16 protein-coding genes are annotated in these 22,616 nt (G+C 50.2%); 9 read left to right on the forward strand and 7 right to left on the reverse strand.

The window, feature by feature from the left end:
- Nucleotides 1–19: 19 nt before the first annotated feature.
- Complete coding sequence (gene raiA / locus H6G21_RS06120; RefSeq protein ID WP_190571602.1) at nucleotides 20–688, reverse strand: ribosome-associated translation inhibitor RaiA; 669 nt, start codon at nucleotides 686–688, stop codon at nucleotides 20–22.
- A gap of 777 nt (nucleotides 689–1,465) precedes the next feature.
- Here raiA and hisH point away from each other — a divergent pair.
- From hisH to H6G21_RS06140, 4 genes are all read left to right on the forward strand, one after another.
- The gene (gene hisH / locus H6G21_RS06125) at nucleotides 1,466–2,107 is read left to right on the forward strand and encodes an imidazole glycerol phosphate synthase subunit HisH (RefSeq protein ID WP_190571604.1); all 642 of its coding nucleotides are present in this window, start codon (nucleotides 1,466–1,468) and stop codon (nucleotides 2,105–2,107) included.
- A 16-nt stretch (nucleotides 2,108–2,123) separates the two neighbouring features.
- Nucleotides 2,124–2,705, forward strand: a complete 582-nt coding sequence (gene rsmD / locus H6G21_RS06130; RefSeq protein WP_242041677.1) for a 16S rRNA (guanine(966)-N(2))-methyltransferase RsmD — start codon at nucleotides 2,124–2,126, stop codon at nucleotides 2,703–2,705.
- A gap of 29 nt (nucleotides 2,706–2,734) precedes the next feature.
- Entirely contained in the window at nucleotides 2,735–3,844 is a 1,110-nt protein-coding gene (locus tag H6G21_RS06135) for a GDSL-type esterase/lipase family protein (RefSeq protein WP_190571608.1), read from the forward strand.
- A gap of 150 nt (nucleotides 3,845–3,994) precedes the next feature.
- Nucleotides 3,995–5,203, forward strand: a complete 1,209-nt coding sequence (locus H6G21_RS06140; RefSeq protein ID WP_190571610.1) for a 4-hydroxy-3-methylbut-2-enyl diphosphate reductase — start codon at nucleotides 3,995–3,997, stop codon at nucleotides 5,201–5,203.
- A gap of 37 nt (nucleotides 5,204–5,240) precedes the next feature.
- Here the strand turns inward: H6G21_RS06140 and H6G21_RS06145 are convergent, their stop codons facing one another.
- Nucleotides 5,241–6,392, reverse strand: a complete 1,152-nt coding sequence (locus H6G21_RS06145) for a WD40 repeat domain-containing protein (protein WP_190571612.1) — start codon at nucleotides 6,390–6,392, stop codon at nucleotides 5,241–5,243.
- Between the two features lie 524 nt (nucleotides 6,393–6,916).
- Between H6G21_RS06145 and H6G21_RS06150 the strand changes: the two genes are divergently transcribed.
- Nucleotides 6,917–7,420 (forward strand): SH3 domain-containing protein, encoded by a 504-nt coding sequence (locus tag H6G21_RS06150; protein WP_190571614.1) that lies wholly within the window; start codon nucleotides 6,917–6,919, stop codon nucleotides 7,418–7,420.
- Between the two features lie 244 nt (nucleotides 7,421–7,664).
- Here the strand turns inward: H6G21_RS06150 and H6G21_RS06155 are convergent, their stop codons facing one another.
- The 4 genes from H6G21_RS06155 to H6G21_RS06170 all read right to left on the reverse strand — a co-directional run bounded on the left by H6G21_RS06155 (nucleotide 7,665) and on the right by H6G21_RS06170 (nucleotide 15,035).
- Complete coding sequence (locus H6G21_RS06155; protein WP_190571616.1) at nucleotides 7,665–8,129, reverse strand: hypothetical protein; 465 nt, start codon at nucleotides 8,127–8,129, stop codon at nucleotides 7,665–7,667.
- Between the two features lie 233 nt (nucleotides 8,130–8,362).
- Nucleotides 8,363–12,439 (reverse strand): esterase-like activity of phytase family protein, encoded by a 4,077-nt coding sequence (locus tag H6G21_RS06160; protein WP_242041678.1) that lies wholly within the window; start codon nucleotides 12,437–12,439, stop codon nucleotides 8,363–8,365.
- Between the two features lie 120 nt (nucleotides 12,440–12,559).
- A complete protein-coding gene (locus tag H6G21_RS06165) occupies nucleotides 12,560–14,428 on the reverse strand; it encodes a PhoX family phosphatase (protein ID WP_190571618.1) in 1,869 nt (622 codons plus the stop codon).
- Between the two features lie 79 nt (nucleotides 14,429–14,507).
- Nucleotides 14,508–15,035, reverse strand: coding sequence for a hypothetical protein (locus H6G21_RS06170; RefSeq protein ID WP_190571620.1), 528 nt, complete (start codon nucleotides 15,033–15,035; stop codon nucleotides 14,508–14,510).
- A 572-nt stretch (nucleotides 15,036–15,607) separates the two neighbouring features.
- On the opposite strand from H6G21_RS06170, the gene H6G21_RS06175 reads away from it, so the two are divergent.
- The 4 genes from H6G21_RS06175 to H6G21_RS06190 all read left to right on the forward strand — a co-directional run bounded on the left by H6G21_RS06175 (nucleotide 15,608) and on the right by H6G21_RS06190 (nucleotide 21,308).
- Nucleotides 15,608–16,189 (forward strand): hypothetical protein, encoded by a 582-nt coding sequence (locus H6G21_RS06175; RefSeq protein WP_190571623.1) that lies wholly within the window; start codon nucleotides 15,608–15,610, stop codon nucleotides 16,187–16,189.
- A 204-nt stretch (nucleotides 16,190–16,393) separates the two neighbouring features.
- Nucleotides 16,394–19,060 carry a hypothetical protein gene (locus H6G21_RS06180; RefSeq protein WP_190571625.1) on the forward strand — a complete coding sequence of 889 codons (2,667 nt, stop codon included), beginning with the start codon at nucleotides 16,394–16,396 and terminating at the stop codon, nucleotides 19,058–19,060.
- Between the two features lie 103 nt (nucleotides 19,061–19,163).
- On the forward strand, nucleotides 19,164–20,468 hold the full coding sequence (locus H6G21_RS06185; RefSeq protein WP_242041679.1) for a hypothetical protein: 1,305 nt from the start codon (nucleotides 19,164–19,166) through the stop codon (nucleotides 20,466–20,468).
- Nucleotides 20,469–20,633: 165 nt separating this feature from the next.
- On the forward strand, nucleotides 20,634–21,308 hold the full coding sequence (locus tag H6G21_RS06190; RefSeq protein WP_190571628.1) for a hypothetical protein: 675 nt from the start codon (nucleotides 20,634–20,636) through the stop codon (nucleotides 21,306–21,308).
- A gap of 25 nt (nucleotides 21,309–21,333) precedes the next feature.
- Here the strand turns inward: H6G21_RS06190 and H6G21_RS06195 are convergent, their stop codons facing one another.
- Entirely contained in the window at nucleotides 21,334–22,581 is a 1,248-nt protein-coding gene (locus H6G21_RS06195) for a hypothetical protein (RefSeq protein ID WP_190571630.1), read from the reverse strand.
- Nucleotides 22,582–22,616: the final 35 nt, after the last annotated feature.

The following is a 22,616-nucleotide window of genomic DNA, read 5'->3' on the forward strand; positions in this document are numbered from 1 at the left end:
AACAACCCATCATCCAATACTAACCATCCATCGCTGCAACAACATGGCGCATCTCATCCACCGCAGTATGACCATTCTTTTCATGACCATTGGATAAATGGTGAGTATGCCCATTATTCTTACGAGGCTGAATTACACCATAGCCACCGTGATTACGTTTATAAATCACATTGATTTCACTCGTTTCTACGTTACAGAACATGTAGAAATCATGATCAATGTTTTCCAACTGTTCCAATGCATCTTCCATCGTCATGGGAGGCATGGCAAAGTATTTCACCCGCACCACATCAGACGGTAACGCAGGAGCCCGATCGAGCTTCAGATCGGTCACAACGGGCTGCTCTGCCAGAGCCACTGAGGTTTTGACGGGTTCTCGGTTGCGGTCTCGCCGTTTCTCTTTGTACTTGCGGAGTTGTCGAGACAGCTTATCCGCCACCATATCAATGCTAGCGTAGAGGTTTTCGGAACTCTCCTGCGCCCGCACCACATTGGACCCATTCACAAAAATCGTAACCTCCGCAGTTTGTCTGGGAGTTATCCGGGGATTCCGTTCGACTGATAGATCGACATCTACTTCGGTTAACAGATGGTCAAAATGTGCCGCTGCCTTTTCAATCTTCTGATGGACATACTCACGAATCGCATCCGTAATATCGATATTTTTGCCCTGGATAACAAGCTTCATAAAGCTTCCTCCCCTGAAAGGATGGGTTAGTTGAGCATTCAAATAAATTTGTGTAAGCAATACACACGCAATACACAAATGGCATCTATAGCGTTCCCATTAGGTCTATGACCGTGATGTTAGAAAGTATAACGAAAATGTTTCTCGATCGTGACCTAATTTAAGTGAAATTGTTAGACAACATGGAGAGTTACTTTCTGAACCAGTCATTTAACCTGCGAATTCTATAGAAGTAACCCGATGCTAGCACCTTGACTAAAAAACCCACCACTAGAGCTTTCTCCGCCACGGAGAGAGGCTAGGGTGAGTTCATTGGGCGAGTCTCTTATGCACAATGGATTTATAGTGCGAGATAGTTTTCAAGATGCATCGCTGAATCAGGTTATGTATTTAACCTAACATCTTCCTCGGATCAAAACGATCAGTTTTAAAAGTGTGTTGCATCCTGTGACAATTCTTGATTTAACCTGCTGCAAAAGCTCGTACATTCTCCGATGGCAGGTGCTACCTTGGTAAGTTGGGTCAGTAACATTCTGGGATAACGAGAGACGTTACTGGGATAACGAGATTCAGTTGGGGATAGCGAGATTAGCTAGGAATCGCTCGCATCCAACGGACGTTGAGACTTTCAGGCATTCTTGCAGGCATTACGGACTGCCACTACAAACTTTCACACGGATACAAACTTTCACACTGAAAAGCCCCACGCATCGCTTAAAACAACTTAAAAAACCGCTTAAAATGGGTAGGCTCAAGCGTGCTGAAGGGGAAGCAAAGATGGCCACCATTGCCGTAATCGACTACGACGCAGGAAATCTCCACTCTGCCTGCAAAGGATTGGAAGCGGCGGGGGCCTCTCCCCAGGTGACGGATGCCGTGGCTGACCTCGAAAAAGCCGATGCGATCGTCCTGCCGGGGGTGGGGTCTTGGGATCCGACGGTGCAGGGCATTCGATCGCGGGGTTTAGAAGCACCGATTAAGCGGGCGATCGCGGCAGGTAAGCCATTCCTAGGCATTTGCATGGGATTGCAAGTTTTATTTGACGCCAGCGAAGAGGGCCAGGAACCCGGTTTAGGCATCGTGCCCGGTACCGTGCGGCGCTTTCGGCCAGAACCCGGTATCACCATTCCCCACATGGGCTGGAATCGGTTGACCCTGAACCAACCGGATTGCCCCCTGTGGCAGGGCATTCCCGAACAGTCGTGGATGTACTTTGTCCATTCCTATTATGTGGATCCAGTTAACCCACAGGTGCGATCGGCCACCATCACCCACGGCACGCAAACGGTGACCGCCGCGATCGCCACGGGCAACCTGATGGCGGTGCAGTTCCACCCCGAAAAATCCTCCGATGCGGGAATGCATCTCCTGGCCAATTTTGTCCAATGGGTGAATGCGAGACAGGCCGTTGCGGTCTAGGGTTGGAACAGATTGCATGAGCCTACGAATTTATGGCAACCGGCTGCTGAAAACTTTGCCGGGATTGGACACTCGTCCCACGACGGGCAAAGTGCGGGAAGCGGTGTTTAATATCTGGCAGGGCACGATTGCTGGCTGTCGCTGGTTGGATCTCTGTGTGGGCAGTGGAGCCATGGGAGCCGAAGCGCTGTGTCGGGGGGCAGCACGAGTGGTGGGCATTGAGCAGTTTCCCAAAGCCTGCGCGATCGCCCAGGAAAACTGGCAACGGGTAGCCCAGCCAGAGCAGCGTTTCCAAATTCTGCGGGGAGATGTGGTGAAACGCTTACCTAGCTTGGCGGGACAACAGTTCGATCGCATTTATTTTGATCCACCCTATGATAGCAACTTATATGAACCTGTGTTAAGGGCGATCGTGGCCTATGGACTTTTGGCCCCCCAGGGGGAAATTGCCGCTGAACATCGGCCTGGGAGCTTGCTTGTCCCGATTCCAGGTCTTGTGTGCTGCCGAGAAAAAACCTATGGCAACACCGCCGTGACTTTTTTTCAGGGGGATCGGTCAGAAACCGCGATCGAAATCAGCGAGGCTCTGGTACATTAGTGGCCGTTCAACCTTCTGACTTCAAGATCATGATCCAGCCCGCGCCCACTCAGTCCCCTCAAACGCAACCCGCTCCAGATCAGCGGCAGCCCGTCCCACCCCGCAAAGGTGTTCCCCTGTGGGCGGCTTTCTCGATCGCCATCAATGGTTTGGTGCTGCTGGCAGTGTCGCTTGTGGTGTGGAAGCCGCAATTGTTGACCTTGTTACCGATTCCCCAGCCCAATGCAGCCCCGATCTCCAGCCCCGATCCCAATGCTACCGCTGCACCCGATCCAGCGGAGGCCGGAAATCGTCAACAATTGAGTTACGAGCAATGGCTAGAAATTTTGCAGAAGGAAGCCAGTGCCATCGCCAAAAAAACACCCGATCGCTTGACGGTGTTACTGGGGGATTCCCTCAGCCTCTGGTTTCCCACGGAGTTGTTACCCAGCGATCGGACCTGGCTAAACCAGGGGATTTCCGGGGAGAATTCCGCTGGCTTGCTGAAGCGCTTGAACTTCTTGGATGAAACGAAGCCCCAGACAATTTTTCTGATGGTGGGCGTCAATGATCTGATTAAGGGCGTTCCCGCTGATCAGGTGGTGGCGAATCTGCGCCAAACGGTGCAAACCCTCAAGGAGAAACATCCCAGTACGGAAATCGTGCTGCAAGCCCTGCTGCCCCATGGCGGAGAGCGGGCCACCGTGACCGATCGAGAGGCTGTGCTGAAAGTCTCCAACGAGCAAATTTTTAAGCTGAACCAACAGATTGCCGCGATCGCCCAGGAGGAACAGGTCTTTTTCCTGAACCTATATCCCCTGTTTGCCGATAGCGATGGCCTGCTGCGCCAAGACCTCAGCACCGATGGCCTGCATTTGAATCGGGAAGGCTACAACGTCTGGCGGACGGCATTAACGGTGTTTAGCCAAACGAAACTGGCTCAACCGCCTATTGCTCCTGCGGCCCAGGAAGCGGGGGCGGCTTCTAGTGAGACGCCTGCGGAAGCCAATGGGGACGCGAATTCTGAAACCAATTCTGACGCTGGCCCTGACGCCAACAAAGCCACGACAACCGAGGCCAGCACCGAGCCCAGCACGCCTGAAGCTGCCGCGCCCGAACCGCCGGAAAGCCAATCCAGTCCGGGCACTGCGGGACAGTAATAGAGACAGTAATAGACTCGATCGGCGCTGGGATTTCAGGAAAAGCCATGGTCTGGGGCCGCAGAAGGCTAGGAGAATGCCCCAGACCTCCTTTATCATGGGAAAGCATGAAAACCGCAGTGGGGAAACGTTTCTCCGGGGTGAAGAGGGATGGATACAAAAGCTTTTAAACGATCGCTGAACAATTCTGATAACTATCACCGCAAGGGGTTTGGCCATGGGGAGGAAGTGGCCAGTACCATGGAGTCGGAGTACCAAAGTCCGCTGATTCAAGAAATTCGCGAGAAGAATTACATCCTCAAGCGCGGCAATGTGACAATTCGTTTAGCCGAAGCGTTTGGCTTTTGCTGGGGGGTGGAGCGTGCGGTAGCAATGGCCTACGAAACCCGGACGCATTTCCCGACGGAGCGGATTTGGATCACGAATGAGATTATTCACAATCCTTCGGTGAACCAGCGGCTGCGAGACATGAATGTGGAATTTATCTCGGTGGAGAATGGCCAAAAGGACTTCTCTGGGGTGCAGGCGGGGGATGTGGTGATTTTGCCTGCCTTTGGAGCGAGCGTGCAGGAAATGCAGTTGCTCAACGATCGCGGCTGTACGATCGTGGATACGACCTGTCCTTGGGTGTCGAAGGTGTGGAACACGGTGGAGAAGCACAAGAAGGTGCAATACACTTCGATTATTCACGGCAAGTACAACCATGAGGAAACCGTTGCCACAAGTTCCTTTGCGGGTACCTATCTAATTGTGCTGAATATGGCCCAGGCGGAATATGTGACGAATTACATTCTGCATGGCGGCGACAAGGCTGAGTTTATGGCCAAGTTCAGCAAGGCGATGTCGGCGGGATTCGACCCCGATCGGGATTTGCAACGGGTGGGGATTGCCAACCAAACGACGATGCTGAAGGGTGAGACGGAGGCGATCGGTAAGTTGCTGGAACGGACAATGATGCAGAAGTACGGGCCAGACAAGCTGAATGAGCATTTCCAGAGTTTTAATACGATCTGCGATGCGACCCAGGAACGTCAGGATGCCATGTTTGATCTGGTGGAGGACAAGCTGGATCTCATGGTGGTGATTGGGGGATATAACTCGTCGAATACCACGCATTTGCAGGAAATTGCGGTGGAGCGGGAAATTCCGTCCTATCACATTGATAGTGCCGATCGAATTTTGTCCAACAATCGTTTGGAGCACAAGCCGTTGGGGCAGGAGTTGATGGTGCAGGAGAACTGGTTGCCGGAGGGTGAAATTGTTGTGGGGATTACTTCGGGGGCTTCGACACCGGATAAGGTTGTGGAAGAGGTGATCGAGAAAATCTTCGCGCAAAAGTTGGAATTGGTCGCTAGCTAAACGATCTATAGCAGTTCTAGGGAACTTGTGAGTTCTTCTATTGTGCTTGTGCTTGGAGTTGCCAGACTAAGATAGTGGTTGAATTTTCGACTACGTCATCCTCTGTTGTTGCTAAATATCGACCGTTGGGGCTGAGAGTAATTTCAAATCCATCGGTCGGTAATCTAAATAATTCTTCTTGAGTAGAAAGATCCCAACCTCGGATTGTTCTATCCTCTTCTCCCATGGTCAGTAAACACTTTCCGTCGGGACTAAACTTAACGTGCTTAACCTGTTTTTTATACCCTGTAAAGGTAGAAAGCAGTTGTCCCTGCAAACTCCATATTTTCACTGCTTTATCTTCAGTAGTAGTGACTATTTTTTGCCCATCTGGGCTGAAATCCAAATCAATGACTGCCCCAGGATGGATAGGCCACCGGGCAATTAATTGTCCTTGCAAGTTCCATAGCTCCATACCATTCTTTGAGAGAATTGCAATGTGTTTGCCATCAGAACTCACTGTGAACGGTGGAACAGATCTATCAGCCGCTTCAGATGGCAGATCAATCGTGATCGGTTTTACATTGGAGTTTGCATTCGGAATTTGTAAGAGATCTAAACGACGCTCCAATCTTTGGCTAGCAGCTATGGTTACTAAAACATTCTGAGAACTACTCCAAGTGACAATCCCGATCGCGTTCACACCTGAGAGATCTACATGGGGAATCTCAGGAAAGCCTTGCAGCATTGCTATGGACTTGCCTTGCAAATTCCAAACCCGGACTGTGTTATCCCTGGATGAACTGGCAATGTATTGCCCATCTGGACTGAAGGCAACATTACCAACTGCGCGTTTGTGCCCCTCAAATCTTGTGACCGACTGGGGAGTCTGACGATCGACTAGGGCGACCATGGGGCCTCGGGAACCTGTGGCAATTCGTTGGCTATCGGGACTGAATGAGATCGAGCCTAGCCAACCTGTGGGGACAACTTGTTGCGGATCTCCGGTCTTAAGATTCAAAAGTTTCAAGCCATGATTACCGCTCTCATCCGTGGCTGCTAATACTTGACTATCCGGGCTAAAGGCTAGGTTGGGAGAAATCAAGCCAGTTAATTTTAAAGGCGTTTGACTGGGACTGATATATAAAGGGCAGACTGAATCAGGGCGAATATATGCAGCGGCTGGACTCGATAGAATGGGGGCTTGCATTTGAGTCAGGGGTAATGCTGCTGTATAGAGGGGTTCATGCTCGCTACTGAATTGACCTGAACACCCTACAAGTAGAGTCAGACTACCAATGCATAGACTGAATTTCTGCATTGCGAAAGTGCCCATTCAATGCATAAGTGGATAGGGAACATTATCCAATGGGTCGATTGGACGGGAATTTCTTGTAGCTATTTTTTAAGCTTGTTTTGGAAGGCACCTTGCTGACTCGTTGAGAAGTGCTACTGGTAAAAACTTGGAACTCGCATCAGTCAATATTTGCATAAGTCAATCTTTAGTGGATACATTAGTGGGGGTGGGTGAGGAGTGAACTATTTTTGCTGAGTCCTGGATTTAAATCCTCAAATTTGGTGATTTTCAGGAAGTTCTAGAGAATGGCAGTATTAAGAACTAAGCCAGGGTGACACGACGCTAAACCAACTTGCAAAAATTTTGATGATTTCCCGGAGACAATGATGAGTTTGCTGAAACGAAGTGTAATTGGCGTACTAAGTCTGGGTTTGGTGATGGTAAATGCATTACCCGGAATGACCCGTCCCGCCACGATCGATAGCGAGGGCTGGGGAGCAATGGTTCGATCGGGGCCTTCGCTTAAAATGAGAGAACTCGGTAGCCTAGCCCATGGCGCACCCGTAGAAGTTCTAAAAGTTACAACTACCAATGACAGTGATAGTGGCTTGTATTGGTATTATGTGCAATCAACGGGTCGATCGAGGGCTGAAGGTTGGGTATCTGGTTCATTAGTCCGCTTTAAATCCAGCAATCAAACCTATGGCACCTTAGCCGGATCATCCAATGATGTCATTAACATTCGATCGGCCCCCAGCCTCAAGGGAAATGTTGTCCATACAGGGGTCGTAGGAGACTTGGTCACCGTTGGTCGATCGTCCCGAGATGCGGGCTATCGTTGGTATCACATCACCTATCCCAATGGCTCCAAGGGCTGGGTACGCGAAGATCTAATCTCCGTTTGGCCTCAAGGTTGCATCATCACCTGCCCAGAACATTAAAGTCGCGCGAACCATTCATCACACGCTGATGGTTCCACCTGATCAATTATTTGAATTCACCAATAATTAGTTAAAGTAAAAGCTACTGATTGATATTCCAAGAATCGATCGGTAGCTTTTATGTAACAACACTAGATGAAAATTTTACTTCAACAAACTCAATCATCTAAATGGAACTACTACAACATAAAATTCAGTGAAAATTTCAAATTAGCAAATCATCTAGTAAACACAATCTAGGTATTCAATCAGATTCTTGACCTAAGTCAGGTGATTGTGTTTCGACCTTCGTTTTCAAGATTGCTAGCAGCAACGCTATGCCATAGGCTGCTAGTAATCCAGGAAACGCATCTTCAACCAGCTTCCAGTGAGGAACGGTATTGGGAGCCGTTCTAGGGAGATTTTCCACAAAAATTTGTAGATTAGAATAACAGCGATCGCCTTGTTTAAAGCCGTAGCAATTACCAGGCGAGGATAAGATTGTGAGCAGTTGCAACGCCAGAACGAGGCCCCACATCCAGGCTTTGAGTTTTGCAGTGTTCGATCGATGCTTCCAAATAAAAATCCAACAGCCGAGCCAGAGGATTCCATAAAAGGGCAACAACAGAAACAAATAAAAGATTCCAGAAGCAACCGTAAAGGAAGAGCTGAGAAAGAGAAGAAAACTACAGACCAGATAAAGGGTGAGGAATAAACCAAGCTTAATCATAGAGTGGACTCTCTACATGATTACGACAGAGCCATTTTATGCTAAAAAAGCATTGCACTAAATCGATTGGGGCAACCCTGATAACCCAAGGATCTCCGATCTCGATCGTGCAATGCCGCTAAGATGAGGCGTTATACCACTGGGAAAGCGGTTGCGTCTAGGCTCAGCCAGCCACTGACTCGCTTAACCCACTGACTCGCTTAACCCACTGACCCACTTAATCTACTGACCGCTTAACCTGCAAATAAGCTATTGCGATTAAAGCTACTTTGGGTTTGGTAAGCAATCACCGCCAGCAAATCACTTCCCTGACTAATCTGCAAGCCATCCCGACTATCCGCAAAAGTCAACCCGTTCAAACTATTGACTTGCAAACGAGTCGCCCCTGCTTGATAGTTCACGATCGTCACAAACCCTTCACCGGAATTGAGTTTTACCGTTGCATGACTCGTTCCACCCAACCAAACTTGGTCATTACCGCTGCCGCTATCGATGTAATCCATTCCACCATTGGCATAGATGACATCATTTCCACGACCTCCAAAAATTGTCTCAGCCGCATCAGAGCCATAGAGATAGTCATCCCCCGCTTCACCGATCAGGGTATCCATGCCCCCGTTGCCGTAGATGGTGTCATTGCCCAAACCGCCTTTCAGGGTTTCAGCAAAGTCACGCCCATAGATCACTTGAGGCTTCACTGTACTATCTGGCTCCGGTGTCGGTTGCTGGAGTGCCGCTTTACCGAGGCTGGCATCGAGGTTCAGCGACTCACCTAGCTTAATTTGGATGATTTCGTTGTTGTCGATCGCCTTGCCCGAAAAATCCCGCCCGATCGAGAAGGGATAGTTGTTATCATTGGCCACCAGAATCGTGTCCTTATCCAACACCAAAATATTTTCGATCGTCACAAACGGAAAACTAAACTTCAGACTGCCATCCCCATTCAAATCCTGGGGATCCGCAATGTTCAGTAAATCAACGACTTCCGTTTTTTGGACGAAGCCATTGGCATCGGTTTTGGACAGATCAATCTTGAAGATTTTCTTGAAGGCAGCGGCAGCCCCTTGATTGTTATCCCGCTCAATCACCAGAAATTCGGTGGCATTAATCGGCGTGAAATCCCCGATCGCATGGCTGGGCGATTCCATCTGATACAGTCCCGCCAAGCCTTGGAACGAACTGCTCGTGGTGTCAAATTGATAAATCCGTAGGGAACCCTCCGGATCGCCCAGCACCGTTCCTTCCAACAGTGGGTAGAGCGTTTTGCGATCGAGACTGAACGCCATGCCCTCATAACCGCGCGATCGACCCAGATTTGCCGCCAAATCCCCTGCCAACACCCTGGGATGATCCGGTGAGTAAACAAAATCCGCCGCCACTTGTTTGATAACCTTGGCTCCCGTCCCCGGAAAATCTGTAAAGAAGCCATCCGCACCAATTTGGGTTAACTGCACCAACTCCTGCTCCGGCGTTTGGGGCGTGCCATCCGGGTTGAGCGTGAGGAAGTTTTCTTCGTTGCGCAGGGTGTAGGGATGTACCTGCAATCCGGCGGCATGGGCATCGTCGATAAACGAAGTGATTTCGCCCGTGAGCTGCGACCCAATTTCGGCCTTCCCATCCCCATTGCCATCCACCTTCGCCGTGAGGGGTTCACGCAACAGAATATTATTCTTCCAAGGTCCAGCCCCTTCGGCATACAGCTCCCGCATGACTTGCAACATCGCCGGACTATCGAGATCGGCATAAACCGTATTGGCGGACAACGGTTTTTCAGCGGCATCCAGAAATGCCTGACCGTAGATCGCTTTCAGATCCTTGCCTTGGCTGACGTTATAGCGAATGTCGTAGGGGAAGGAGAAGGAATCCTGGGGATCGGCGGCGCGGGTCGTATCTCCGTAGAGTTGCACGAGCGGAATGTTGCCCAAACCTTCCTGATTCAGCCGCTGCTGAATTTCGATCAGATTCTGGAACTCAAAGGATTGAATAAAAATCCGACTGGGGTCGGTAAATCCCTCGGCAATCAACGTATCCACCAGCAACTGACTGGTGTCGAGATTGATCAGCGTGCCATCCAGGAATTTCCCTTCCTTGGCAAGGAACGTGGGGTGCTTCGTTTCGGGGTAAATGCCGATTTTTTTGCCCGTCTGCGCCTCCACTTGTTTAACCAAGTCAATGATTTCCTTCAGGGTCGGAATTTCAAATTGCCCGTCAAAGGCGGTGTTGCCGGGACGGGTCGCAGGAATCCGTTCTTTAGCGCGCAGGGTCTTGAGTTCCGCCAGCGTAAAGTCTTCGACAAACCAACCCGTGTAGGTATCACCATCGATCGTTTTGGTGGTTTTGCGATCGGCAAATTCCGGACGACTCGCCACATCGCTGGTACCGGAAATTTCGTTTTCATGGCGAGCTACCAAGACGCCATCTTTTGTGACCACCAAGTCGGGTTCGATAAAGTTGGCACCTTGTTCGATCGCCAGTTTATAGGCTTCCAGGGTATGCTCCGGACGGCTGCCGCTGGCTCCCCGGTGACCGATCACGATCGGCGCATCGCCGCTCAAGGTCTTAAAGCTGGTGATGTTCGGCGTGGCGATCGGGGCTTCCAGCAGTTTGCCCGTTGCGTCAAAGTGGAGCAAATATGGCCCAAACTCTTCGCCAATCCAAATGTCGCCTTTGGCATCAATCACAAAGGACTCGACATCGAAGTCTGCCCCGGTCAGATGGCGATCGGTGGTATTTTCGTTTTGAATCGCAAAGGGAATGCGGCGATCGGGGTCGCGTAGTTGCACAAAGCCCTGAATGGCCACACTGCGATCGCCCTGCTCGCTGCCAGCAAAGCTCGGATCAACTTGGTACAACCGCAGTAGATAATCGGCGCTATTGTTCTTTGCCCCAAATCCGTTATCCGAGAGGAACCAGTAGTTATCGCCCTTGCCCCCCGGCGCAAACTGCACGCCACTGAACCCTTGTACAGGCTGTCCCGCAAAGGGGCCGGTGCGTCCATTGCCCGTAATGCCTGCGCCTGCGTTGGGGCCAGCGGCAAAGGTATCGGCTGGTAGGGCCGCAAAGCCAACCAGTTCTGCGGGTTTGACCGGAGGCGGCACGATGCCCTGGGACAGTTTGCCCGTGCCCAGGTTTTCAATCAGCAGTGCGCCGATGTCGATTAGCCGGTTGCCATCGCTCGATTCGTATAACCCCAGATCGAGCTTATTCGCATCATTGAAATCAACGGGTAAGACCTGATTTCCACTGACGCGGAAGCCATTGGCTGGCAGCAGGGCGATCGCGTTACCTGCTTCAGAACTGACGGAAAAGGAACCTACTTGACGGTTGCCTGTCCACTGCCAATTCCAGTTAATCAGTTCATCGATCGTGATGACGCCATCGGCAGCATCAGCTTCACTGGCGGAGAATTGGCCTTTGATTGCGCCACCGCCGTCCTGTTTCCAGTAGCCGCTGAATTCTGTACTGAAGGTCAGGACGCGACTGACATCGATCGTGCCGTTGGCGCTAGCATCGCCGATCGTCGTTGTTCCCGTTGTGAAATTTTCGACAATTAAGGCTCCCAGATCAAGGACGCGATCGCCCGCCGCTGATTCAAACAGCCCTTGATCCAAACCATCGACATCGATCAAGTTCAGATTGACGGGGGTATTGCCTCCACCCAGCTTGAATCCCCCCGGCGGCATTAAGGTGTTGACGATGCCATCCTGGGAGGTCAGGGTAAATGGTGCCACGACATCATTGCCCTTCCAGTTCCATCGCCAGGACACAATTTCATCCAGCGAAATCACACCATCGGCAGCATCCGCTTCACTGGCCGAGAGAATGCCCTGAATGGCCCCACCGCCATCGTTCGCCCAAAAGCCTTTGTAGCTCACGGCAAACTCCACGATCGGGCTAACCGAAATCCTGCCCTTGGTGGCGTTCCCCGTTGCGGTAGTGCCAGCAGCAAAATCTTCAATTAACAAGGCCCCCAGGTCAATCAGTTGATCGCTGGCCGCCGATTGATAGATCCCTTGATCGACGCCATCGGCATCCTGGAATTGGGCATCCAAAGGGGTATTGCTGCGACGAACCAGAAAGCCCCCCGGTGGAGTCAAGGCCGCTGCGGTGCCGTTGTTAGCCGCGATCGTAAATCCAGCCACCTGAGAATTCCCCGTCCAAGTGAATTTCCAGGTCGTCATTTCATCCAGGCTGATCACACCATCGGCAACCGCTGCATCAGTCGTAGAGACAATACCTTTAACAACAGCGTTCCCATCCCAGAACCCCGTATACTGAATCCCGAATTCCTGTGTTTTCGCAACATTCATGATCGATTTCTCGCGACTAAATAACCAGGCTGAATCATCCGACGGAAGAACCGACTGATTAACCCAACTGGCAATACAAAAAGGGGCTTCTGACGAAGCCCCAATGCATGTCAAACCTTATTAAGAACCAATGATGCCGCCATCCTTGCGGGTAATCACGATCGTGGCATCCCGAGGCACTTTACCGCTTCCCTGGGCGGCTGGGAAATTGGTTTTTGTGGGGTCGCCATCACCGGGATGTTGAAGGTTCACAAACATCGTGCGGCGATCGGGTGTCACAGCCAGTCCAGTCACCTCACAGTCAGTCACCCCAGTAAACAGGCGACGAATAATCTGATTGTTGTTGGGATCCGCCACCAACATCTGATCGTTCAAGCCCTTTTTCTGTCCACCGTCGGTTTGAATGAACAACCGGCCATCGGGATCCGCCCACAGCCCATCGGGACTGCTGAAGGTGCGTTCGTCCGTGGTTCCATGGGTATCCTGGGACAGCACGTAAATATCCCATTTGAAGGTCAGCCCCACATGGTTATCTGCATCGCGCCATTTGATGATGTGACCATCGGGGTTTGGCCCTAGGGGATTGGCCTTATCCACTTGGGCAGCGGTGCGGCGGCTATTGTTCGTCAATGTGCAGTAGACATCGCCATTGGGAGCCGTCGAGATCCACTCAGGCCGATCCATTTTGGTAGCCCCGAGCAAATCCCCCGCAATCCGGGCATAGGTTAACACTTCAGCTTGGGTTTTAAACCGTGCCTTCAGTTTGGGATTGTTAATCGACAGTTCCAACCATTCGCCCGTGAAATCATCATTGAATTTGGCCACATACAACTTGCCGCGATCCAATGGGCTGATTCCCCGCGCCTGCATCGATCGCCAGTTGGCTTCCGACACAAACTTGTAGATATAGTCAAACCGCTCGTCATCGCCCATGTAGACAACCGCGCGTCCACCCCGACCAACGACCAATTCAGCATTTTCGTGCTTAAAGCGACCGAGGGCTGTGCGCTTCACCGGGGTCTGGGACGCATCCATCGGATCGATTTCCACAACCCAACCATAGGTGTTTTCTTCGTTTTTGTAACGTGGGTTCGACAGATCAAAGCGATCGTCGAATTTCTCCCACCCGTAACCAAAGCCAGCTTTGCTAAAACCATAGCGGGCTTGCTCCGGCGTAGCCGTCCAAGTTCCGGCCTTATCGCCAAAGTACCCGTTGAAGTTTTCTTCACAGGTCAGGTACGTCCCCCAGGGCGTTTTACCATTGGCGCAGTTATTCAGCGTTCCAAGGGGTGCATTGCCAGCGGGGGTTTTGAGTAAGTCACTGTTTGCCACAGGGCCAGTGAACTTAACCGGCGTATTGACATGAATACGGCGATTTTTCTTACTGTTGCGTACAACATCCCATTTCCCATTCTGCTTTTTGAGTTCCACAACGGAAACCCCATGGGCATGTTGGGAAAGGCGCACATCTTCCAAACTGGCGGGGTTCGCTTTGCCCAGGATATGGGTGTTGCCACCAAATTCATGGTTAATGGCCAGCACGCCGCTAGTATTGCCATTGCCCAGGGGAAACAACCACATCCCATCATGGCCAATCCCAATTTGCTGGGCTTGCTGGGCAGCGGTGGGGCGAGTTACCGGGTTGCCGTCATACTCGGGCACCCCATCTTTGAGCGGTGTCCCCCAGGGAATCAGGACATCATATTGATAGTCCGCAGAAATATTGGGCACGGGGCCCGATCCATCTTTGGCCAGAACGGGCTGGAAGTTAATCGTGGGTCGGGTCGCAGGCTTAGCTTGAGCCATTGCCGTTAACGTTCCCCAACCATTGCCGTTATGGCTGACCATTGAAGCCAGAAATCCGGTTGCGGATAGGGCGGCACTGCGTGCCAACAGGTGACGCCGCGACATTCCGACCCGCAAGACATCTTCAAAGGTTCGATTACTGGAATGGTTACTAATTTGGTTATCGTCAATGTTCTGAACCATGGGTGTCTCCTCTCAATAGGGCAACAGATTGTGCTTGGGGATGCTTTTCCATAGAAAACATCGCCAGGAAAAGCGATCGCTAGTCTAGATGGCTCAAATATTGCTGAGCCAACTGACCAGCCAGCTGACGCCGATCGCGGGCTTGATCGATCGCGAATGCGATCGCGGGCCAGTTCGACAGATCGCTCCGCCGCCTAGCCCCGATCGGGCGCTGAGTCAACGGCGACTGAGGCCGCTGAAAGCCTGCATAGGCACTGTGATACTGGCTCCACAGCCGAATCTGCGGGGATCGTTGCCACTGCTGACGGGACACCGTTGTAGTTAGCAATGGCAGAACATCCCCCTGGCGATTTACCATCATCAGAATTTCCAACCGATCGAGCTGCGGGTTTTGCTGAAACCGCTGGTTAATCTGCTGGGTCAGAAATGGCTCTACCTGTTGCACCAGATCCGGGTGAGCGGTATCCCGATAAATCGGCCACTCAAAGGTAAAACGTCCTACCTGTGCCGCTTTCGCAGATTCGTTCAGTGAGGCCAATGACACAGCACTCACAACGATCGCAGGCCAAAAATGTCGATAGAATCTGGCAAATACACTGTAACTCACAGAAACTCACAGAATGGGGGCAAAGATTATCGAAAATCATCTAGCTTCAGCGAAGGGAATGGTGTAGCCAACAGTTGGGATGAGTATTCAAAATACTGAGTGCAATTTTTAATCAATCATTTTCGCTATCAGCAGAGTCAGAATCAAAATATCGGTTAAAAAACTGGGAGTTCCTAGATCAAAGCAACATCGAAATAGTAGTTCATCGAAGTAAAAAGCAGGTTAAATCCATCTAAAGCAACGGAAATCTTTTAGTGAAGCTTCGATCGCGCTTGATCCGCCAGCCATCTGCCACCCGGCAGGCAGTGCTAGTTCATGCCTGATTGACAACCCACCCCTAGAGAGGGTCTGGGGGATTTCTTGCAGCCCAAAACATTAACGGTGCTCATTCGCAAGGCGCGGATAGGCGCATATGCATCTTTTGGAGAGACTTGCATAAACTCCAAGGCTGCTCCGTGTAATTCCTCAAGTTAAGGCAAGGAGCTATGGCAATCTCCTTCTCAGTCATCCAGGGATTCCACCTCTGCCTTCTAACACCATCGCACACAGTATCTTTTTGGAGTTTTACGACCATGTCTAGTTTCAAGAAAACCGCTTCCACCACCGTTGTAGTTACCGTTCTCTCCCTCGCGATCGCAGCTCCTTCCATGGCTGCTCCCTGCCGGGATGATAAGGGCTTGGCTCGCAAGGTCTTCACGGAGTTTCAAGCCGCTTGCCAAACCGCTTCCATCGGTAGTCTTTCTGCCTGTGGGAAAGCTGGAAAAATTGTTAACGCGATCGCTAAAATTAAGACCACCTTGTCAGATTTAGGCGTCACAGTGGGCAATAACTGGCTCACCCTAGGCACTCCGGAATCCGGGCGGTTCTCGGCGGCGGGTAATCCTCGCTTCACGACCCTCAAAACGGTTGATAAGGATTCTGTCAAAATTACCCTTGATAAAACGGGTGGTAAAGGCGGGGTTGCTGCTGTGATTTGCGCCACCGATGCCAATGGCACCACTAAACTAGGCGAAATTGAAATTGAAGATGGCTCGCGGGATGCCGTCAGCAAGAACCTAACCGTTACAGGGGCGAAGGACAAGATTCTGCAAGTTCAACTGAACGGTATTGGCAGTGCTCTACAAACCATGAAGTTCAAGCTGAATGCTCAGTAGGTTACACGCTGGCAAAACAGGAATCTAGGTAAAACATGACGAGGAATGAGTGGGGAAGCAGGGAATTCAAAAGTCAACGGTATTTGACTCCTCCATTTCTGCTTTCCCTTCCCCAATTTCCTCCAGTGTTCTCTAACCATTCACTTCAGCATTGGGTTATTGTGACGCGCCTTTTGAATTTACAAAATGCACTGGGATTAACGTATGTTACGGTTACAGTTAGTCATTCCACCAATTTCCATCTGTTTACTCATTGCTAGTTGGTTCCCAAAGAGCGCGATCGCAGCCCATCCATCGGCCCATTCAGCCTTCGATTCATCCATCACCACACGACTGCCCAAATTTCTCAATTCCTCTGTCCAACCACCTTCTAAGCACCCGGTTTCCGATCGTTCCACAGATACTCAGACCCACCGTCAATCCTTCCCCATTGCGAACGTTCGCCCAGAAACGATCGTCGTTGCCCAAGCATCTACCAATGTCCCATCCCCCGTCACACCCACGCCTATTCCCACACCTATACCGGCTCCCCCACCTATACCTGCTCCCAGTCCCCCTCCCACAGCCACGCCTACCCCGGGATCCACAGCTACGCCTACCGTTCCCACTCGTCAAACCGTCAAGCCCACCGACACCCTTCGCATTCCCCTTGATCCATTCCCAACCCTAGAAGCGGGTCAATCCCTGGCCGTACTGGTGGGCACCACCGATGTGACTTCCCAAGTTAAACGGATCGATCGTGATTTAGTGTATCAGCCCGACGCGATTCCCTTACCGTTGGGGGATGTTGAAGTTGTGGTCTACCTCGTCAAAAGTCCGATCGATTGGCAAATTCTGACTCAACTTTCTTTGACTGTCACACAAGACTCTGCACTCGCTCAGGATAGTTCTGAAAAAACTCCGGCCTCTCAACCGTCACCGGACTCCAAGCCAGCTCAAGCAGAAACAACACCGAATGCCCCCTCAGCTGAGAAACCTGTAGAACAATCCACAGAGAAACCAACGGAAAACCCGACTGAAAAGCCAACGGAACCACCCACAGAAGCATCCACTGAGAAACCAGCCGAACAATCTCCAGAGTCACCCACTGAGAAACCAGCCGAGCAGCCGACCGAAAAACCGGCGGAACAACCCACAGAAGCAGCACCGTCAAATCAAGCAGCCTTTCTACTTCAACCCACGGTTAACTTAAATCTCAAATCCCAATTCCTAGAACGCCGTACCCCTGATGCAGGAGTGCCCGATCGCCCCACGTTTACGGATTTCACGTTCCAAGGTGGCTTCTCCACCACTTTGACTGCGGGCACCTTTACCAGCAAAAGCAACTTTGCCTTCGTTGGCAGCACCTTCCAAAACGAGGCACTGCGGTTCGGAGAGTTAGGTGAAAACGCACCTCCTGTTGATCTGAGTGAGTATCTTTTAGATACCACTTGGGGGCCTGTGCAAGCGCTGTTAGGGCATACCTGCCACGGCAACCACCCATTTTTACTCAATAACGCATGTAGCCGTGGATTGGTCATCAAAACGCAATTGACCGATCGCTTGAGTTTAGATCTCAGTTCACTACGATCGGAAAGCATTGTTGGGTTTGATAATTTCTTTGGTTTAGAGAACTCAGACAACAACACAAACGCGATTACATTAGGCTATCAAATTCTTAAATCTGAAGCGGGGGGAGGCGTGCGGTTTGAGGCCACCTTTATGGATGGGTCGAAACTAGCGGAAGGAAATTTTAATGAAGGCCAAGTTGTTGATGCGGAAAAGAGTCGTGGCTTTGGATTACGACTGACTGGCAATGATAATAGCAATCGCTTCAAGTTCGACATGGGATACGCTTTAAGCACGTTTACCAATCCCAGTGAACTTGATCCAGATTTAACTGATGGGTTGAATGTCGTAGAAGTTGAACCAGTGACAAAAGATGCCTATTATCTGGAAGCGAGCTATGAACTCTTGAAAGATGTACCGATCGGGGGCGATCGGACTTTTTCCCTTAGCCTCAGTGGTCGCCATGAGCGCGTCAATCCCCTCTATAAAAGTCTGGGAGCCGCCATTGGGGCCGACCAGTTACAAACCCAATTGGCCTTAAACGGTTCTCTGGCAGGGGTAACTTTCCAGCTACAACATAGCGAAAGTGAGGACAACCTAGCCAATATCCCCACCATTCTCAAAACCAAAAATCGGGCAACGAGTTTTAATCTCACTGTTCCGTTGCAAACCGTCCTCAAAAGCACCAGCGTCTTTTTACCCACGCTAACCTATTCCTATCAGTTGAATCGTCAGTTTGGAGCCAATGTTCCCATTCCTGAACTGTCGGAGTTTGATGCCAGCGAAATTCCCAACCAAGTCACCACCAGTCATCAACTCGGAGCCAGTTGGTCGATCGATAGTTTGAGTCTCTCTTTTCAACACAGCAACACCTTGCAAGACAACCGTCAACTGGGTCGGGAAACCAGTGATTTTCTCAATATTTCCAATCAAATCAACGCCAGTTGGCAAGCCTCTCCCACCCTACAAATTAGTCTAGGATTAAACCTCACCAGTGCGAAAAACTTTGAAACGAATGTGACCCAATTCACCACTGCCCCTACCTTGGGAATCACCTGGGAATTTGTTCGCGATTTGACTTGGACTTTTAATATTAATCGAACGGATAATACTGATTCGATCGATCAAAATTTCAACCGCAGTGATAGTCTTGAATCCATTTTGACCTGGAAGTTCAAGGTATTAGCGGCCCAACGGGAACTGCCAGGAACGTTTTTCATTCGTTACAGTCTGCAATCAACCCGTAACCAAGATCGAGTTTTCAACCTCAATACCGATGCCACAATTCATGTCGTCAATGCGGGCTTAAGCCTGAGCTTTTGAGTTCCATGATTCTAAGTTCCATAATAGAGATATTCATTATTGACTAGATCCCAACTTCTGCTAGACCCCACCTTCTCCAGATCCCCTGCGTGTGAGCGAGTTTATGAGACCTTTTACTCCCCTAAGACCTTTTATTTCCCTAAAACGATTGCAGTCAATCTCTCAATTCTCTAGCCATTGTTGGAAAACGTTTCTCCTGGGCTTGGCAACGATTCCAGTTACAATCACCTCTCTACCCGCAGCCCAAGCTCTCACCGTGAGTCCAACTGGAGTCAATATCAATACCTTTGGTGCAACCACCGTTTTTCTGACCTATATTAGTTTGAATGATTACCGACCTGTGGAAGCAATTTGGTGTGGTGCCATCAATGCCGATCAGTCCTGCGTTCCCGGAACAGTGTATGGTCGCCTACCCAAACGCAGCGATCGCGGTCGTCTCAGCGGTGGTAATAATTACACTGACATTATGACCATTCCCCCATCGGTCGCCCGCAAAGCTTACCAAGATGCCGTCAAGGGCTCCTCTTCGGAGTTTTTCTATGTGCGGCGGTTCGTCAGTAGTGCTGGCTTGCCCGATCAGTTTATCGCGGTGACTTGTCGCTTGGCGGGCGGTGGGGCACGGGTGCCTTTGGCGTTAACCAATGTGCGTCTCCGGTTTGAGACGGCTCGGCCTGAGCAGCCCATTCCCGTAATCGATCGCAGTCAGCCCATTCCTCCCTTCCACGCCGAAATTACCTATAACGGCACAGGACGGCTGAAGGGCCGCTGGGAAGTGGTGCTGCCAGGGGATATCCCACCGACGCAGGAGGATTTGCTCACCGAGGCAACTTTACCGATCGAGCAACGGGCTTTGCAGCAACGGTATTCCGTCATCGATCGCTTTGAAACCTATCTGATGCCCACGGGGCGTGCGGTGATTCCGGGGCCTGATCCGCGCAAGATTCCCCGAGGAACGGATGGGCTGCATCTGATTCTATTTCGGGTGGAAGCGACAGATGACAAAGAAGGGGATTCTGAAACGGGGATTGGCACGGTCAAAACTGGAGGAGTCGCGGGTTTTTCGCTGCCAGTTTTGCGGTATTACGTGGGCAATCCCCCCAATTCGTCCCAATCCAAGCAGGAATTACGCCTCTTGCAACCGCTAGCCAATGCCAGCCTACCCATTTCCCAGGGTCTACAATTTCGGTGGGGGCCGATCGCCAATGCCAAGTTCTATCGCCTTGCCATTCACCAAGGGGAACAGTTGGTGCTTTCCGCTTTGCTTAATTCCAATACCACAACCTATTTCGCGCCGCCGTTGCTGAAGGAACAGGTCGGCAAACCCCTACAATGGCAGGTCACCGCGATCGGCTCCGATGGCAAAACCCTCCTCCAATCCCCTCAGCAAGCATTTACGATTCAGCCTTAACTTCATTCTGCTGTAAATCTAAAAACGACTTTAAAATTAAGTTTTCAGCTACAATCTAACCTGGGTATACCACCAATCAGATTAGCAAAATCTTGTTCCCATTACTTAATTGGAGTTTTAAGTTGTAGTGCATTTTATCTGATCCATGATTTAGGTTTTTAGAAGATGTGTCAGCTATCTCATATTGAAGTTGAAGAGCAGCTACTTAGTACTCTTGTATGTACTCATCTTATTTGTCCAACGTGTGGGATTATTGACAATGATCAGGATCGACAGCTTACGGGACACTTATGTAGTACGTGCGGAACACCAAGTGAATGCGGTAGATTGGCTTTTACCACTGATATTCATATTCTTGTTGATTTAATCCAACAAACATATCATTCTCATGCCCCACAAACCACTTTTATAGACATGCCGCAGGGATCAGATATAGGAACTATTCTTTTTTACTGTACTTTGCGTGAATCTTTACTAAACAGCTTCTTGATCAAAAACTTGAGAGCTCGAAAAATTGACTCACTATTGATTGAAAGGCTTTTAGATGATAATAAACTAGCCCATCAGAAGTTCAATAACTTATTTTTCTCAGTTACAGGTACTAAGTGGGACAAGGCGTTGACTGCTATTCATGTGAGAACAGGCCAAGATTTCAAACGGGTTTCTCAACATATGCAAGAAGCTGCCAAGCTACGCAATGACTTCCTTCATAATGGTAAGTTCAGGTACATTAAAAAATCATTCTCTGAAAATTGTATTAATACACTTGGAGAACTTTTTGATTTATTTGCTGAGCTGCATAATGAATATAATCATCCAATCATTAAACAGGCTCTTTAATCTATTTTAACCATCAACTCTATGGTTAGGAAAGGCTCCGTTTTTTGCGCCAATATCGCCCTATTAACGGACTCCACAATAAGACTAATCCCACAAACGATCCCCCCAACCAAGCTCCACGATGGATGGTTAAAGGTCGATCGTTGATCACAGGTTGCGGTACCTTTGTCCAGGGAACCCAGGTTTTGCCCCACACCAAAAAGGCATCAATTACAATTAAAGATCCCAATCCATAGGATTTCTGATCCCCCACTTGCAACGGCAACCCTAGCGTTTCCGTGATCAGCAAAGTACTGTCAAATAATTCCCGATCGTTAAATGCTTTCGCTGTTGCCAAACTTGTAATCGTACTGGTTGCACTGAAGCCAAAAATTAATGGCCCTGTGTCCACATCCCCTTTGCCTGAAATCCCGATCGGATATTCCCGCACCGGAAAGAACCCGAAGGTCGCCACTGGAAACTGCTGCCGAAATCGCTGATATTGTTGGGTCGCGAATGCTGGATCAAGTTCGAGGAGAAAGGGCAACAAATAAACCTGGCTGGAACTGCGCCCCGCAATTTCAATCACCCCTGTGTCAGCATCCACTTTATGGGGAATGAGTTGGGTCTTGGGGTCAAGGTTTTGCTGAATATGATCAATCCAACGTTGAATAATCGGTCGATAATTGCTGTCAAATAATTCATCATGCAAAGCCAAGGAGGACAGCGCCACAGTTTGATCACAGGGCCAAGTCATGGCGGGATAGGCTGCCAGCATGAATCGCCGATCGTAGGCTTGGGCCAGTAATGCCGATTGAACGTGGAAACGCCCCAAATTCTGTGGCGATCGCGCCGCTGGCCGCTGGAGCTTCAGCAGTCCTCCCAGTAGCCGATTGCTCCAGCCTAAATAAAACACCCCATTGGGCACTTGAGTCTGAAACTGGAACGGACGACGACCTTTATCTGAATCCAGTTTCTCTAGCGTCCATTCCACTTCCGCGATCGCCCGTTGGCGCAGCGACTCATTGGCCAACCCCACATTGACCCAACTGTACCCATAAATGGCATGGCTAAAGAAATAACCCTCCGGGAAAAGGGCTTGCATTCGATCGCCCTCCCCAGTCTGTAAGCGTTGTTTGATGTTATTCAGTTGGGGTAGAACGTCTGCCCCCAAGCGATCGTAATGGCGTGAGGATATCGTCCACAGATTCCAGTTCAGTTTCAGAATCAATAGACTCATCACCAGAGAGGCTGAACCATACAGCCAAGTCGGAATCCGAGGAAATTTGCGCATTCTCAAGATGTTCCAAACCAAATGTTCTAATTCAG

Source organism: Alkalinema sp. FACHB-956 (assembly GCF_014697025.1).
GTDB lineage: Bacteria > Cyanobacteriota > Cyanobacteriia > Leptolyngbyales > Leptolyngbyaceae > Alkalinema.